We start from the raw sequence: 14,793 nt of genomic DNA, 5'->3' as shown, positions 1-14,793 counted from the left end.
TATAGAGGTATGAAACCCGACTGGCGGGGCGTCTCCCGCCGGATCCTTCACGCGAGCGGGGCACCGAAGTGAGGCGTCGGGCAACCTTTACGCCCGAATTGCCCTGGAAAGCAAGGGGAAATGAATGCGGTGCGGTCCTGTGGTCGCGTCAGATCGCAACAAAAAAACAGTCCAGACGGTTTCGTATTGACAAACCAACCTCCCTGTTTTTTACTCGTAGTGCGCCGAGAACCGGCTCTCAGGACCACGGACATCCGATCCGACAACACTCACAACTCATTCACGGGGATAGGGGAGACGGCATGGACATCGCTGTACTGGGCGCGTTGGCCGTCAAGGAGAACGGGATCTCGGTGACCCCGACGGCACCGAAGCCCCGTCAGGTTCTGGCCATGCTGGCACTGCACGCCGACCAGGTGGTGCCCGTGGCCGCCCTCACCGAGGAGCTCTGGGGGGACTGCCCGCCGCGCAGCGCGCGCACCACCCTGCAGACGTACGTCCTGCAACTGCGGGAGCTGATCGCGGAGGCGCTGAAGCACGACCCCGAGGGCACCGCACCGCGCACCGCCAAGGACGTGCTCGTCACCCTGCCCGGGGGCTACATGCTCAGCACCTCGGGCGGCACCAGCGATGTCCGGGAGTTCGAGCGGCTGGCCGGAACGGGCTACCGGGCCATGGACGCCGAGGACTACATGGGCGCCGCCCGCCGGCTGCGCGAGGCCCTCGCGCTGTGGAACGGCGCGGCCCTCGCCGACGTACAGACGGGGACACAGCTGGAGATGCAAGTCAGGCGTCTGGAGGAGAGCCGGCTGTGCGCGCTCGACCAGCGCATCGAGGCCGATCTGCGCCTGGGCCGGCACCGCGAGATCCTGGGCGAACTGAGCATGCTGGTCACCCGCTACCGCACCCATGAGAACCTCCACGGCCAGTTCATGCTGGCGCTGCACCGCTCGGGCCGCCGGAGCGAGGCCCTCGGCGTCTACCAGCGGCTGCGCAACGCACTGGTGCGGGAACTCGGCCTCGAGCCGTCCCCCGCGCTGCGCCGGATGCAGCGCTCCATCCTGCTGGCCGGCCCCGGAACCGCCCCCGACATGGCACCCACCACGGCGGACGAGCGCCTCAGCCGCGTCGGCTGACACCCCGTCACGCACCGCCCGGCGCAGGAAGGGAGACCGAGATGCAGGCAAGGTCGGAACGCACGCGCCGCAGGCTGATCCGTGCGGGTGCGGAGATGTTCGAGCGCAACGGTTACGCCAACGCGACACTGGAGCAGATCGCCGGTGCCGCGGGGATGACGAAGGGGGCCCTGTACTTCCACTTCGCCTCCAAGGACGGGCTGGCCGACGCAGTGCAGGAGCAGGGCCGGGCGATGCTGCGCGCCTTCGTCGACGAGCAGCGCCGGGCCGGCCTGGCCCCGGTGCAGGCCCTCATCGACCTGACGCACTGGCTGGCGCGCACGCTGTACGAGGACCCGGTCGTCCGCGCCGGCTTCCGCATCGCCGGCGAGTGCACCTGGCGCGAGCCGCCGGCCACCGCCTTCCACCAGGCGTGGATCGGCGAGGTGCTGCGGCTGATCGGGCAGGCCCGGGAGGCGGGCGACCTGCGGGAGCACACCGCCGAGGAGGGGCCGGAGACACTGCTGTCCGCGGTGGTGTGCGGAGTGGAGGTGCTGTCCGGCACCGGCATGCCGTACCCCGAACTGCGGCGCAGGATGGGCGCATTGTGGGAGGTGCTGCTGCCGGCGCTCGTACCGCCCGGGGATACGGGACGGTACCGCACCCACGGCCGGTACGTCACCGCGACGAACGCCGAAGCCGCATGACGGCGCCCGTGCGCGGCATGTCCCGCGGCCGGTCCGCGTTCCATGGGACCGGAGGCACGAACCGCTGTACGCACTCGGGCCGGGCGCATCCGCGTTACACGGTGATGCTCCAGCCGTTCCTCTCCGGCGGCGCCGTCGGCACGCACAGGCACCCCCGTGCATGTGCCCTCGGTCCCGGCCGGTGGAACAACGGCTCGCCCCGGGCACGCACCGCTTCGGACCCGGCGCCCGGAACCTCGAGATCCTCCGCCGCCTCGTCGCGTCGCCGACCTGCCCGCACGGACTCACGGCAGGCCGGCCCGGCGCAAGGCGACGGAGCGCCCTGCCGGCGACATGCGCCATGAGCAACGCTCGGTCGCCCTGCCGTCAGGGTCCGGCCCCAAGGGCTCACCAGGGCAGGGGCCCCCGCACGTCGAAGAAGCCCCCGGTGGGGCCGTCGGGACCCACCTGCGCCATACGGACAATGATCTCGGCGCCCTCCTCGACGGTCTGGGTGCCGGTGTTCCCATTGAGATCGGTCCTGGTGTAACCGGGCTCCACCGCGTTGATGCGCATGGCCGGGAACGCCTTCGCGTACTGCACGGTGATCATGTTGACCGCCGCCTTCGACGCCGGGTACGCAACGCCCGGGTAGGCGTGGGTCGGGGTGCCGGGGGTGGTCACCCGGGTGAGGGAGGCCAGACCGCTGCTGAGATTGACCACGACCGGGCAGGCGGACCGCTGCAGCAGCGGCAGGAACGCGTGGGTGACCCTCACCATGCCGAAGACATTGGTCTCGAACACCTGCCGCATCATGTCGGCGGTGACGTCCGCGGCACCGATCACCTCGTTGTCCTCGGTCCGCCCCTCGACACCTGCATTGTTGACCAGTACGTCCAGTCCGCCGTCCGCCTCGATGGCCCTGGCCGCGGCCGCGACGGAGGCGTCGTCGGTGACGTCGAGCCGCACGGTCCGCGCCCCCAGCCGCTCGGCGGCCCGGCGGCCGCGCTCCGGGTCACGGCTGCCGATGTAGACGAGGTGGCCCGCGGCGACGAGACGTCGTGCGGTCTCGAAGCCGAGCCCCTTGTTCGCTCCGGTGATCAGTGTTCTCCTCATGGCTCCACCGTGCTGCGGAACCCTCCGGCCGGCCAGGCGTCCGTCCTTCCTGGGACCGGCAGTACCAGGCAAGCCGGACGACGGGCGGTGCACACTGGCAGGCATGGCGACGGAATTCGGGCAGGCGGTGCGCCGGTGGCGCGACCGGATCCCGCCCGAGGCGGTCGGGCTGCCCGCCGGCGCGCCGCGGCGCACGGCCGGGCTGCGCCGCGAGGAGCTGGCCATGCTCGCCGGGATGTCCGTCGACTACGTCACCCGGCTCGAACAGGGCCGCGCCACCCATCCCTCACCCCAGATCGTCGAGGCACTGGCCAGGGCACTGCGGCTGTCGAGGGACGAGCGCGACCACCTGTTCCGGCTGGCCGGGCTCGCACTGCCGGGCCCGCGGACGGTACCGGCATACATCACCCCGAGCGTCCAGCGGCTGCTCGACAGGCTGACGGGAACACCCGTGGCGGTCTACGACGCGGCCTGGACCCTGCTGATGGCCAACGCGCCGTACGCGGCCCTGATGGGGGATCCGTCCGGCTGGCGGGGCAACGAGCGCAACGCCGTGTGGCGCCACTTCCTCGGCCCGGGCACCCGGGCCCGCCACACGCCTCAATCCCTGCGCGCCTTCGAGGCGGCGCTGGTCGCCGACCTGCGCACGGCGTCCGGCCGCTACCCGGCCGACCGGCGGCTACGGCGGCTGATCACGGAACTGCGGGCGGGCAGCGACCGGTTCGCCGCGCTGTGGGACGCCGGCGCCGTCGGCCGCCACGAGGCCGCACGCAAGACCATCGACCACCCCCATGCAGGACCCCTGACACTGGACTGCGACGTGCTCACCGTGGCGGGCAGCGATCTTCGGATCATGATCTACACGGCCGAACCCGGCACCGAGGACGCCGAACGCCTCGCCCTGCTGACCGTGCTCGGCACCCAGACACTCGCCGATCCCGCCGACTGACACACGCACCGCCGAGGACCGGGATCCGTCTCCGGAGACCAGGGCACCGGACAGGACCGGGGTGCCGGACAGGAGGAGGGGGAGGGGCGGGACACAGGATCCCTCCCGGGACTCTCAGGCAGCAGCCGGTGACCAGCATGCGGCACCGCGCCGCCGGGAGTCGCCCCCGGAGAGCCGCGTGGCTGCTGCGCACCCGCCGCCCCGGCCCGCCCCGACCGGCCCCGGCGAGATCCGGAAGGCGATCCGTTCGACAGCCGGACCAGGGCGCCCACGCACGGCTCGAGCGAGACTCCGGCCCGACACCAGCGGGGTTTCCACGGTCCCGTGCACACTTCCCAGGACAGCAGAGCGCGGCCGTGGGCGGCCCGGCAGGAGACGGGGTGCCGGTGGAGCCGGCCGGACGGGACGGCCGGCTCGCGCCCTGTCGAAGAAGCCGTACGCGGCAGTGAAGGAGCCGTATATGGCCGCCCGGCGGGGAAGGGGCGCCCCGCGCCCGGGCGGACCGAGGCCCTTCGATCCCACGAACGACTCGATCCCACGAACGACCCGATCGGACCGGACGAGAAAGGCAGGGAACCCATGACGGGAAACCCCGGCGACGACCCCTGGTTCAGGAACTACCGCCCCGCTCCCGACGCCCCCGTACGGCTGGTGTGCCTGCCGCACGCCGGTGGCTCGGCCAGCTTCTACTTTCCCGTGGCACGGGCGCTGTCGCCCCGCGTGGAAGTCCTGGCGGTCCAGTACCCGGGGCGGCAGGACCGGCACACCGAGCCGTCCGAGACGGACCTGACGGTGCTGGCCGAGCGGATTGCCGAGGCGCTCGGACCGTGGACGGACCGGCCCTACGCACTGTTCGGGCACAGCATGGGCGCCATCGTCGGCTTCGAGGTGGCCCGGCTCATGCAGGCCGCGGGCCAGGGGCCTGTCGAACTCTTCGTCTCCGGCCGCCGCGCTCCGTCGCTGGACCGGTCCGGCGAATGGCAGCCGAGCACCGACGAGGAGGTCATCGCCGAGATCAGGTCCCTGAACGGCACCGGCGACGCGCTGCTGCGGGACGAGGAGATGCTGAGCATGATCCTGCCCGCGCTGCGCGCCGACTACGCGGCGGTGCGCCGGTACCGCTACCGGCCGGGCCCCCTTCTGGACTGCCCCGTGACCGCCTTCACCGGGGACCGGGACCCGAAGGCCCGCGTCGAGGAGGTGCGGGCCTGGGAGAACCACACCGCGTCCGGGTTCGAGCTGCGCGTCCTGCCCGGCGGCCACTTCTTCCTCGTCGACCGGCAGGCCGAGGTGCTGCGCACCGTCGAGGACCGTATGGCCCGGTCCCGGGCGGTGCCGATGTGAGCGGATGAGCCCGTACGGCGGGCGGCGGCCCCCGGCACGGGACGCACCCGTCCGGGGGAAACCGCCGTGTCCGTGCCTCCGCGACGGCGGTCGGCCGCGTGACGGCTCGGGAAGCGCGGGAACGGGCGGGCCGGGCGCGGGACGCCTGCTCTCCACGAACCGCGAAGAGGCACGGACGCAGGCGTGAACACCAGTCACGGACCAGCCATGGACACCGTCATGGACCAGCCATGGACAAGGGACTTGAAGGACTGCCCCCGGGATTCCTCCGACGGTCCGTGCGGAACACCGGACCCCGGCCGGTGAGCGAGCGGGGACCGCGCCGCGCGAGCGTTCTCGAACGCGGCTGTCCGGACCGGTGAACCCGTGTCCGATGCACCCGTGTTCGGAGGGTCGTTCGACCTGTGGAAGGTCGCTTGAACGTCACTGGAGAAATCGGGAGAGGTGGCGAAAACAGGGCTAGCGTGCTCGGAGCCGACGGCTCTGAGCCATCGGGGGAGCTCGACCGTTACGGGAGGAAAACCGTGGACATTCAGGTTCTGGGTCCCTTGAACGCCGACATCAACGGGGTGTCGATCGTTCCCACCGCGGGCAAGCCGCGACAGATCCTCGCACTGCTCGCCTTCTATCCGGGCCGGGTCATGCCGGTGCCCACGCTGATGGAGGAGATCTGGGGCACCAACCTGCCGCGGAGCGCCATGACCACCATGCAGACGTACATCCTTCAGCTGCGGCGCCGCCTGGGCACCGCGATGGGGCCGGACGCTCCCGGCTCGGCGAAGGACGTGCTGGCCACCCGGCACGGCGGATACCTGCTGCGGATCCCGCCGGAGTCCGTGGACGTGCACCGGTACGAGCAGCTGGTGGCGGCGGGTCAGAGCGCCTTCGACGCGGGGGAGGACGAGCGGGCCGCCGGCCTGTTCCGCAAGGCCCTGGACATGTGGCAGGGGCCGGCCCTGGTCGACGTGCGCGTCGGCCCGGTGCTGGAGATCGAGGTCGTGCGGCTGGAGGAGAGCCGGCTCGGCACCATCGAGCGGCGGATCGACGCCGATCTGCGCCTGGGCCGGCACAGCGAACTCCTCGCCGAGCTGACCGACCTGATAGCACGTCACCCCCAGCACGAGGGGCTGCACTCCCAGGCCATGGTGGCGCTGTACCGCTCCGGACGGCAGGCCGCGGCGCTCGACGTCTACCGCAGGCTGCGCGCGCGGCTGATCGAGGAGCTGGGTGTGGAGCCGTCCCCGCAGCTGCAGCGTCTGCACCAGGCCATGCTCACCGTGGACCCGGCACTGGACGTGGTGTCCGGTCCGCGCCGCACCTCCACCTTCAACCTCTACGCGGCCTGAGACCGGCCCGCGCCGCCAGGCGCCCTGGTGGCCTGGGGACCGGCGACCCGAGCAGGACGAGCGGAACGGCAGGAGGGGACGGGACATGCACGACGACCGGCCGGTACGGCTGCACTGCTTCGCACACGCCGGAGCCGGCGTCTCCTCCTTCCATGGCTGGCCCGCTGCCCTCGGCCGCGGGGTCGAACCGGTGCCGCACCTGCTGCCGGGGCGCGACGCCAGGCGCCACGAGCCCCGGGTGACCGGACGCGACGCGCTGCTCGCCGACCTGATGGGACGCTTCACCGACGCCCCGCCCGGACCGTACGTGCTGTACGGGCACAGCCTCGGCGCACTGGTCGCCTACACCCTGACCCGCGCCCTGCACGAGGCCGGGCTGCCCGGGCCCGCGCTGCTCGCCGTGGGCGCCTGCCCGCCGCCCGACGCCCCGGCCGGTCTGACGGACGCCCGCACCGCCTCCGACGAGCATCTGCTGGGCCTGCTCCGTGACCTGGGCGCCGTCCCGGAGGGCGCGGCTCCCGGAGGGTTCTGGCACCGGACCGTGATGCCGGTGCTGCGCGACGACCTCGCCCTCGCCGACGCCCTGCGCCGGGCCGCCCGCGAACCCCTCGCCCACGGGCCGCTGCGGGTGCCGCTGCTGGCGGTCGCCGGCGCGGACGACCCGGTCGCGCGGCCCGCGGCGATGGCCGGATGGCGGCGCTGGACCGCGGGCCCGGTGGTCACCCGCACGGTCCCCGGCGACCACTTCTTCGTGCACGGCCACGCCCTTCCCCGGCTGCTCCAACGCGCCTGCCGGGTCGTCGGGCGCACCTGGCGGGCCCCGGCACCGGCGGACGCGCACGCCTGACCGACGGCCGGCCCGGCGGTCCCGGCCCGCCGGACACGCCGACGGCACGCCCCTTCCTTTCGCTCCCTTCCGCTCTCTTCCGCCGCCCGTTCCGCCTCCCTTCCGCCGTCCGTTCCACCGGACCGCGCCCTCCGCTCCGCCGGATGCGGACGGCCGCCGCGGCCTTGATCGAGCGTTCTTCGAAGACTCCTCAAGCGGCCCGGCGGACCGTGGGACCACCGAGCGGTGCGCCGCGCCCGCTCAGAGCCGGAGGAGGACGTGTCGTGCCGACCCCCACATGCCCGGAACATCCGCCGGACGGCCTGCTGTGCGCCGCCGCGGTACGCGCTCCAGGCGGACCGGGCCGCTGCGGGCCCGGCGCGGGAAGGGGCGCTCGCGGTGACGGGTGAACGCGTGCGCCGCGTGGCGCACTCGGTCGGGATCGACGCGCCGGCCGGGGTCGTCTACGGACTGGTCGCGGACGCGGTCCGCTGGCCGCTGTTCCTGCCGACCAGCGTCCATGTGGAGCGGCTGGAGTTCGACGGCACCCAGGAACGGCTGCGCATGTGGACGACGGCGTCCGGCCGCCGGACACGCTCCTGGGTGTCGCTGAGGCTCCAGGACCCGCAGGCCCGGCGCATCACCTTCCGCCGGCAGCACTCCCCGGCGCCGGTGGAGACGATGAGCGGCACCTGGACCGTCGAGGAACAGGGCGACGGCACCAGCCTGCTGACCCTGCTGCACGACTTCACGGTGACCGGCGACCGCGGCGAGGACCTGGACCGGGTGGCACGCGCCCTCGACGCCGACTCCACCGCGGAGCTGGCCGGTCTCAAGCGGCTGGCGGAGCGGTGGCACCGGCTCGACGACCTGGTGCTGTCCTTCGAGGACGCGGTGCGGGTCAAGGGGCCGCCCGAGCTGGTCTACGACTTCCTGTACCGGGTGTCCGACTGGCCCGGGCTGCTCCCGCACGTGACCCGGCTCGAACTGACCGAGGACACCCCTGGCATCCAGGCCGTGACGGCCGGCACCCGCGCAGCGGACGGCACCGTCCACACCACCGAGTCCGTACGGATCTGCTTCCCGCACGCGGGCCGCATCGTCCACAAGCAGACCGTCACACCGGCCCTGCTGGCCGCCCACACCGGCGAGTGGTCGGTCCTGCCCGACGAGACCGGCGTGACCGTGGTCTCGCAGCACAGCGTGGTGCTGCGGGAGGAGGCCGTCGAGCGGATCCTCGGCCCCGGCGCCGACCTCGCCCAGGCGCGCCGTCATGTGCGGGAGGCGCTCGGCCGCGACTCCCGCACGACCCTCGAACTCGCCAGGCGGCACGCCGAGTCCGCGATCCGCGTGCTCTGACACGCCCGGTTTCCTTCCGCACCGGACCGGTGGCCAGGCGTCCACCGCAGCTCCGGCCCCGCTCTAGCCGCCGCGCCGACAGTGGGTGGCGACGGACGCCCTCGAAGGGGCGCGGGGCGGCTGCGGACGCTCGACTCCTTCCGGCCGGTCGACATCCTCAAGGAGAGGCATGAGCCCCAACACCATCACAGTCGAGGAGAAGCACGAGGCGGCACTTCCGCCGGCCGAGCCGGTCCCCTGGCATCTGGCCCTGGTCAGCGGGGCCGACGGCACCTCCCTCGGCGCCGGCCTGGCCGGGCTGAGGGCCCGCTTCTCCCGGGCTCCGGCACAGCAGGACGTGCCGGTGCGCATCCGCACCGTCGGCGGCACCGGCGGCGGCCACCGGGGTGCCGTGCTCGCCGGCGCGGAAGGAGCCACGGAGATCGGGACCGGGGAGGTCACCGGCGCCGCACCGGTCGCCTTCATGTTCCCCGGCCTCGGCGACCACCACGTGGACATGGGCCGCGGCCTGTACCGCGACTTCCCCGTCTTCCGCGCGGCCGTCGACAGCTGCGCCGAGGCCCTGATGCCCGAACTGGGGCTGGACATCCGGAAGGTCGTCTTCCCCGGCCCGGAGCCCCAGGACCGCACCGCACCCGCCCCCGGGCCGGACCTGCGCCGCCTGCTCGGCCGTGACACCGGCACCGGGCGCGGCGAGCACGAACGCCGCCTCGACTCCACCCGCCTGGCCCAGCCGGCCCTCTTCGTCGTCGAGTACGCCCTGGCACGGCTGTGGGAGTCCTGGGGCGCCCGCCCCTCCCTGATGATCGGCTACAGCCTCGGCGAGTACGTCGCGGCCACGGTCGCCGGCGTGCTCTCCCTCAAGGACGCGCTGGTCCTCGTCGCCCGCCGCGCCGCCCTCATCGACACCCTGCCGCAGGGCGCCATGCTCGCCGTGATGCTGCCCGAGCAGGAGGTGCTGTCCCGGATCGGCGGGAACCTCTCGCTGTCCGCCGTCAACGGACCGGAGTTCTGCGTGGTGGGCGGGCCCGTCGCCGACATCGAGGCGCTGGAGCGCTCCCTGCGCGAGCAGGGCGTCGTCAGCCGCCGGGTGCGCTCCACGCACGCCTTCCACTCGTCGATGATGGAGCCCGTCGCCGACCAGGTGACCGCCCTCGCGCGGACCCTGACCCTCAACCCGCCGCGCATCCCGTACGTCTCCAACGTCACCGGCCGGATCATCACCGACGAGCAGGCCACCGACCCCGCCTACTGGGCCCGTCACCTGGTCAGCCCCGTCCGCTTCGCCGACGGTCTGGACAGCCTCGCCGGCACGCCGCTGCTGCTGGAGACCGGTCCCGGCCAGACGCTGAGCAGCATGGCCGCCGCGGCCCGCGGCGGCGACACCGGCACCGTCGTCGCCTCCATGCGCCACCCGCTGGAGCGCCGGTCCGACTCCGCGGTCGCCCTCAAGGCGCTGGGCCGGCTCTGGCTCGCGGGCGCCGACATCGACTGGACCGCGTTCCCCGCCGTCGAGCTGGACACCGCGCCCGGCACGGCCGCGGCCGCCGCGGACGAGGACGGCCGGGAACACGTCCCCACCGCGACCGAGCACAAGCTCCACGACATCTGGGCGAAGCTGCTCAAGACCGAGCACCTGCCGTACGACGTGAGCTTCTTCGAACTCGGCGGCAACTCACTGCTCGCCACCCGCCTGACCCTGCGCGTCAAACGCGCCTTCGGCGTCGAACTGACGCTGCGCCAGGTGTACGAGCGGGCCACCATCACCCTGATGGCCGCCGCGATCGACGCGCTGCGCACCGGCGAGGACCCGGGCCCGGCGGAGGGCGGCTCCTCGTACACCGGCCGAGCCCGGGCACGCTTCCGGCTGCCGAACGGCCTCACGGTCGTCCACCAGAACGAAGCGGAGACCCTGCACTTCTACCGGGACATCTTCGAGCACCGCACCTACGCCAGGAACGGCATCCGTCTCCACGACGGCGCGACCGTCGTGGACGTCGGCGGCAACATCGGCCTGTTCACGCTCTTCGCCCACTACGAGGCGAAGAACGTCAAGGTCTTCGCCTTCGAACCCGCGCCGCCGCTGTTCGAGCTGCTCAGCCAGAACGTCGCCGAGCACAAGGTCGACGCCAGGCTCTTCAACATCGGCATCGCCGACACCGAGACCGAGGCGGCCTTCACCTTCTACCCCCGCAGCTCCGGCATGTCCTCCTTCCACCCCGACAAGGAGGAGGAGAAGCACAACCTGCGCACCATCATCGCCAACCAGCAAAAAGCCGGCGCCGACGCGGAGGCCGCCGGACTGGCCGCCTCCGAGGACCTGCTCGACGTCCGCTTCGAGGCGATCGAGTTCACCGCGACGCTGCGCCCGCTCAGCGCGGTCATCCGGGAACAGGGCATCGAACGCATCGACCTGATCAAGATCGATGTGCAGAGGAGCGAGCGCCAGGTCATCGACGGCATCGCCGACGAGGACTGGCCCAGGATCCAGCAGATGGTGCTGGAGGCGCACGACGCCGACGGTGAGGTCGGCCGCCTCGTCGAGCTGCTGCGCGGCCGGGGCTTCACGGTCACCACCGAACAGGACGAGCTGTACGTCGGCACGGACATCCACAACATCTACGCCGTACGCGGCGCACGCTAACGGAGTCGCACCGGACATGGAATTCACGACCGTAGGAGTCGTCGGCGCCGGAGTCATGGGCGTCGGTGTCGCACAGAATCTCGCTCAGACCGGCCACCGGGTGGTACTCGTCGACCTCTCCGACGAGATCCTCGACAACGCGCGCCGTGAACTGAGCACCGGCCTGCGCGCCTGCGCCCTGCTCAACAAGGGCGCCGGCACCGACCCGGCCCAGGTCTTCGAAAGGATCGAGTTCACCACCGACTACGAGCTCCTCGCCAAGGCCGACTTCGTCGTCGAGAACGTCACCGAGGACTGGGACGTCAAGCGGAAGGTGTACGAGCGGATCGACCGCATCGTGCGCCCCGAGGTGGTCTTCGCCGTCAACACCTCCGCCATCTCCATCACCCGCGTCGGATCCGTCACCACACGTCCCGAGCGTGTGATCGGCATGCACTTCATGAACCCGGTGCCGATGAAACCGATGGTCGAGGTCATCCGCGGCCACCACACCACACCGGAGACCATCGACACCGCCCGCCGCTTCCTCGCCGGGATGGGCAAGGACTGCATCGTCGTCGAGGACATGCCCGGCTTCGTCTCCAACCGCGTCCTCATGCTCACCATCAACGAGGCTGCCTTCCTCGTCCAGGACGGGGTGGCCTCCGCCGCCGACGTCGACCGGATCTTCAAGACCTGCTTCGACCACCGGATGGGCCCGCTGGAGACCGCCGACCTGATCGGCCTGGACACCATCCTCAAGTCGGTCGAGGTGCTCTACGAGAGCTACAACGACGACAAGTACCGCCCGGCCCCCCTGCTCAAGAAGATGGTCGCCGCCGGCCTGCTGGGGCGGAAGAGCGGCGAGGGCTTCCACAAGTACCGATGACAGCTGATCACCGCAGCCGCGCACGCAATCCCGAGACGACAGGACGGAACAGAGATGAGCACGGACAACAGGGCCAGGATCGCGAACTACCTGTCCCGCTTCTTCCCGGTGCACGAGCTGAAGGACGACGACGACATCTTCGAGCACGGCTTCGTCAGCTCGATGTTCGCCATGCAGCTCGTCTCCTTCGTCGAGCACGAGTTCGGCATCACCATCGAGAACGAGGACCTGGAACTGGAGAACTTCCGCTCCATCAGCGCCCTCGACGCCTTCGTCACGCGCAAACTGTCCGCGCCGGTCCACTCGTAGCACGAGGACGGCGACCATGACCGGAGCGCTCACCGCGGAACAGACCCAGGCCCAGAAGGAGTTCCGGGCCTTCGCCGACCACCACATCGCCCCCCACGCCGACACCTGGCACCGGGAGCAGCGCACCCCGCCGGAGATCGTCCGGCTCCTCGCGGACGAAGGACTGCTCGGACTGCCGATCGCCCGGCAGTACGGCGGCGGGGGCTGTGACGCGGTGACCCTCGGCCTGCTCGCCGGGGAGCTGGGCCGGGCGTGTTCCTCCGTGCGCAGCCTGCTCACCGTCCACACGATGGTGGCGCACGCCATCGAACGCTGGGGCAGCCGCGCCCAGAAGGAGACCTGGCTGCCCCGGCTGGCCCGGGGCGAGACCATCGCCGCCTTCGCCGTCTCCGAGCCGGACGCCGGCAGCGACGCCTCCGGGGTCACCACCCGGATCACCCGCGACGGCGACGACTGGAGAATCGACGGCCACAAGAGGTGGACCACCTACGGACGGACCGCCGGCCTGTTCCTCGTCCTGGGCCGGACCGCACAGGGCCCCACCGCCCTGCTCGTGGAACGGGACACGCCCGGACTGCGCACCGAGCCGATCGACGACCTGATCGGCATCCGCGCCTCGATGACCGCGGACGTGCACCTGGAGGACTGCCGCGTACCGGGCGGGAACCTCCTGGCCCGGCCCGGGCTCGGCGTCTCCCACGTGGTGGGCGCCGCCCTCGACCTCGGCCGCTACACCGTCGGCTGGGGCTGCGTCGGCATCCTCGACGCCTGCCTGGAGGCCGCCGTCGACTACGCCGGACGCCGCAGGCAGTTCGGCTCCCTCATCAAGGAGCACCAGCTGGTGCGCCGCATGATCAGCGACATGTACACCGACGCCCGCGCGGCGCGGCTGCTGTGCCTGGAGGCCGGGCGGCTGCGCGACGCACGGGACCCCGGTGCCCTGGCCGCGACCTCCACGGCCAAGTACTTCGCCGCCACCGCCGCGGGCCGCGCCGCGGCGAACGCCGTCCAGATCCACGGCGCCAACGGCTGCGGACCCGACTATCCCGTCCAGCGCTACCTCGGCGACTCCAGGGTCATGGAGATCATCGAGGGCAGCGCGCAACTTCACCAGGTGGGCCTGGCCGAATACGCCTTCCAGGACCACGCGCCGAGGAGTCACCGATGACGACGACGCCCGTCAAGACACCGATGACGACGACCGTCAAGACCGTCAAGTGCGTGGTCTGGGACCTCGACAACACCGTGTGGGACGGGGTGCTGCTGGAGGACGGCGACGTCACCCTGCGGCCCGGCGTCGTCGAGGTGATCCGCACCCTCGACGAGCGCGGCATCCTGCACTCGATCGCCAGCCGCAACGACCACGACGCGGCCATGGCGAAGCTGGAGGAGTTCGGCATCGCCGAGTACTTCCTGTACCCGCAGATCACCTGGGGCAGCAAGTCCGACTCGGTCAGGGCCGTCGCCCAGGCCCTCAACATCGGCATCGACACCCTGGCCTTCGTCGACGACCAGCCCTTCGAACGCGACGAGGTCCGCTTCGCCCACGCGCAGGTGCTGTGCATCGACGCCGCCGACGCCGAACGCATCCCCCACATGCCCGAGATGCAGCCGCGCTTCGTCACCGAGGACTCCCGCGAACGGCGCCACCTCTACCGGGCCGACGCCCGGCGCAAGCAGGCCGAGGAGGCCCACCAGGGCACCGACGAGGAGTTCCTCGCCTCGCTCGGCATGCGCTTCACCATCGCCCCCGCCCGGGAGCGCGACCTGCAGCGCGCCGAGGAGCTGACCGTCCGCACCCACCAGCTCAACGCCACCGGCTACACCTACTCCTACGAGGAGCTGGACGCCTTCCGCCGTTCCCCCCGCCACGACCTGCTCGTCGCCGGCCTGGAGGACCGGTACGGCACCTACGGCAGGATCGGCCTGGCCCTCGTCGAACGCGACGAGACCGTGTGGACCGTGAAGCTGCTGCTGATGTCCTGCCGCGTGATGTCGCGCGGAGTCGGCACCGTCCTGCTCAACCACCTGATCCGCAGCGCCCACGAGGCGGGCGTGACGCTGCGCGCCGAGTTCGTGCCCACCGACCGCAACCGCACCATGTTCGTCACCTACAAGTTCGCCGGCTTCCGCGAGGTCGCCAGGAACGGCGACGTGACCGTGCTGGAGCACGACGGCGCCCGGATCCCGGGGTTCCCGCCGTACATGGACGTCACGGTCGAGCCCTGATC

At 71.9% G+C, this 14,793-nt stretch carries 13 protein-coding genes and 1 pseudogene; 13 read left to right on the top strand and 1 reads right to left on the bottom strand.

Annotated features, from left to right (window positions below):
* The first annotated feature begins 302 nt into the window (after positions 1 to 302).
* Positions 303 to 1,136: an AfsR/SARP family transcriptional regulator gene (locus CCN35_RS09155; protein WP_086792207.1), complete on the top strand. Its 834-nt coding sequence runs from the start codon at positions 303 to 305 to the stop codon at positions 1,134 to 1,136.
* Positions 1,137 to 1,177: 41 nt separating this feature from the next.
* Positions 1,178 to 1,822 carry a ScbR family autoregulator-binding transcription factor gene (locus tag CCN35_RS09150; protein WP_086792205.1) on the top strand — a complete coding sequence of 215 codons (645 nt, stop codon included), beginning with the start codon at positions 1,178 to 1,180 and terminating at the stop codon, positions 1,820 to 1,822.
* Between the two features lie 387 nt (positions 1,823 to 2,209).
* On the opposite strand, the gene CCN35_RS09145 is transcribed toward CCN35_RS09150, so the two are convergent.
* Positions 2,210 to 2,917 carry an SDR family NAD(P)-dependent oxidoreductase gene (locus CCN35_RS09145; protein ID WP_086792203.1) on the bottom strand — a complete coding sequence of 236 codons (708 nt, stop codon included), beginning with the start codon at positions 2,915 to 2,917 and terminating at the stop codon, positions 2,210 to 2,212.
* Positions 2,918 to 3,020: 103 nt separating this feature from the next.
* On the opposite strand from CCN35_RS09145, the gene CCN35_RS09140 reads away from it, so the two are divergent.
* From CCN35_RS09140 to CCN35_RS09095, 11 genes and pseudogenes are all read left to right on the top strand, one after another.
* The gene (locus tag CCN35_RS09140) at positions 3,021 to 3,866 is read left to right on the top strand and encodes a helix-turn-helix transcriptional regulator (protein WP_086792201.1); all 846 of its coding nucleotides are present in this window, start codon (positions 3,021 to 3,023) and stop codon (positions 3,864 to 3,866) included.
* A 579-nt stretch (positions 3,867 to 4,445) separates the two neighbouring features.
* A complete protein-coding gene (locus CCN35_RS09135) occupies positions 4,446 to 5,210 on the top strand; it encodes a thioesterase II family protein (protein WP_086792199.1) in 765 nt (254 codons plus the stop codon).
* Between the two features lie 524 nt (positions 5,211 to 5,734).
* Positions 5,735 to 6,556, top strand: a complete 822-nt coding sequence (locus CCN35_RS09130; RefSeq protein ID WP_086792197.1) for an AfsR/SARP family transcriptional regulator — start codon at positions 5,735 to 5,737, stop codon at positions 6,554 to 6,556.
* A gap of 85 nt (positions 6,557 to 6,641) precedes the next feature.
* Entirely contained in the window at positions 6,642 to 7,403 is a 762-nt protein-coding gene (locus tag CCN35_RS09125; protein WP_086792195.1) for a thioesterase II family protein, read from the top strand.
* A gap of 378 nt (positions 7,404 to 7,781) precedes the next feature.
* Positions 7,782 to 8,741 carry an aromatase/cyclase gene (locus CCN35_RS09120; RefSeq protein WP_086792193.1) on the top strand — a complete coding sequence of 320 codons (960 nt, stop codon included), beginning with the start codon at positions 7,782 to 7,784 and terminating at the stop codon, positions 8,739 to 8,741.
* Between the two features lie 169 nt (positions 8,742 to 8,910).
* The gene (locus tag CCN35_RS09115; RefSeq protein ID WP_086792191.1) at positions 8,911 to 11,385 is read left to right on the top strand and encodes an FkbM family methyltransferase; all 2,475 of its coding nucleotides are present in this window, start codon (positions 8,911 to 8,913) and stop codon (positions 11,383 to 11,385) included.
* Positions 11,381 to 11,938 (top strand): annotated as a pseudogene (locus CCN35_RS30055) (3-hydroxyacyl-CoA dehydrogenase family protein); the annotation flags it as partial. The gene CCN35_RS09115 and the pseudogene CCN35_RS30055, both read left to right, overlap by 5 nt.
* Positions 11,921 to 12,253 carry a 3-hydroxyacyl-CoA dehydrogenase family protein gene (locus CCN35_RS30050; protein ID WP_342748583.1) on the top strand — a complete coding sequence of 111 codons (333 nt, stop codon included), beginning with the start codon at positions 11,921 to 11,923 and terminating at the stop codon, positions 12,251 to 12,253. The pseudogene CCN35_RS30055 and the gene CCN35_RS30050, both read left to right, overlap by 18 nt.
* A gap of 54 nt (positions 12,254 to 12,307) precedes the next feature.
* Entirely contained in the window at positions 12,308 to 12,562 is a 255-nt protein-coding gene (locus tag CCN35_RS09105; protein ID WP_086792176.1) for an acyl carrier protein, read from the top strand.
* 16 nt (positions 12,563 to 12,578) lie between these two features.
* Complete coding sequence (locus CCN35_RS09100; protein ID WP_067391167.1) at positions 12,579 to 13,730, top strand: acyl-CoA dehydrogenase family protein; 1,152 nt, start codon at positions 12,579 to 12,581, stop codon at positions 13,728 to 13,730.
* Complete coding sequence (locus CCN35_RS09095; RefSeq protein WP_211285501.1) at positions 13,727 to 14,791, top strand: HAD-IIIC family phosphatase; 1,065 nt, start codon at positions 13,727 to 13,729, stop codon at positions 14,789 to 14,791. The genes CCN35_RS09100 and CCN35_RS09095 overlap by 4 nt, the downstream gene beginning before the upstream one ends.
* The last annotated feature ends 2 nt before the right edge of the window (positions 14,792 to 14,793 follow it).

The sequence above is a fragment of the Streptomyces thermovulgaris genome, assembly GCF_002155915.1.
GTDB lineage: Bacteria > Actinomycetota > Actinomycetes > Streptomycetales > Streptomycetaceae > Streptomyces > Streptomyces thermovulgaris.
This window is presented reverse-complemented; position numbering and strand designations above follow the sequence as displayed.

Coding starts and splice junctions, on each gene's coding strand:
- CCN35_RS30050 (WP_342748583.1), top strand. CDS start 11,921: ATGGGCAAGGACTGCATCGTCGTCGAGGACATGCCCGGCTTCGTCTCC.
- CCN35_RS09100 (WP_067391167.1), top strand. CDS start 12,579: ATGACCGGAGCGCTCACCGCGGAACAGACCCAGGCCCAGAAGGAGTTC.
- CCN35_RS09150 (WP_086792205.1), top strand. CDS start 1,178: ATGCAGGCAAGGTCGGAACGCACGCGCCGCAGGCTGATCCGTGCGGGT.
- CCN35_RS09155 (WP_086792207.1), top strand. CDS start 303: ATGGACATCGCTGTACTGGGCGCGTTGGCCGTCAAGGAGAACGGGATC.
- CCN35_RS09125 (WP_086792195.1), top strand. CDS start 6,642: ATGCACGACGACCGGCCGGTACGGCTGCACTGCTTCGCACACGCCGGA.
- CCN35_RS09135 (WP_086792199.1), top strand. CDS start 4,446: ATGACGGGAAACCCCGGCGACGACCCCTGGTTCAGGAACTACCGCCCC.
- CCN35_RS09115 (WP_086792191.1), top strand. CDS start 8,911: ATGAGCCCCAACACCATCACAGTCGAGGAGAAGCACGAGGCGGCACTT.
- CCN35_RS09140 (WP_086792201.1), top strand. CDS start 3,021: ATGGCGACGGAATTCGGGCAGGCGGTGCGCCGGTGGCGCGACCGGATC.
- CCN35_RS09145 (WP_086792203.1), bottom strand. CDS start 2,917: ATGAGGAGAACACTGATCACCGGAGCGAACAAGGGGCTCGGCTTCGAG.
- CCN35_RS09095 (WP_211285501.1), top strand. CDS start 13,727: ATGACGACGACGCCCGTCAAGACACCGATGACGACGACCGTCAAGACC.
- CCN35_RS09105 (WP_086792176.1), top strand. CDS start 12,308: ATGAGCACGGACAACAGGGCCAGGATCGCGAACTACCTGTCCCGCTTC.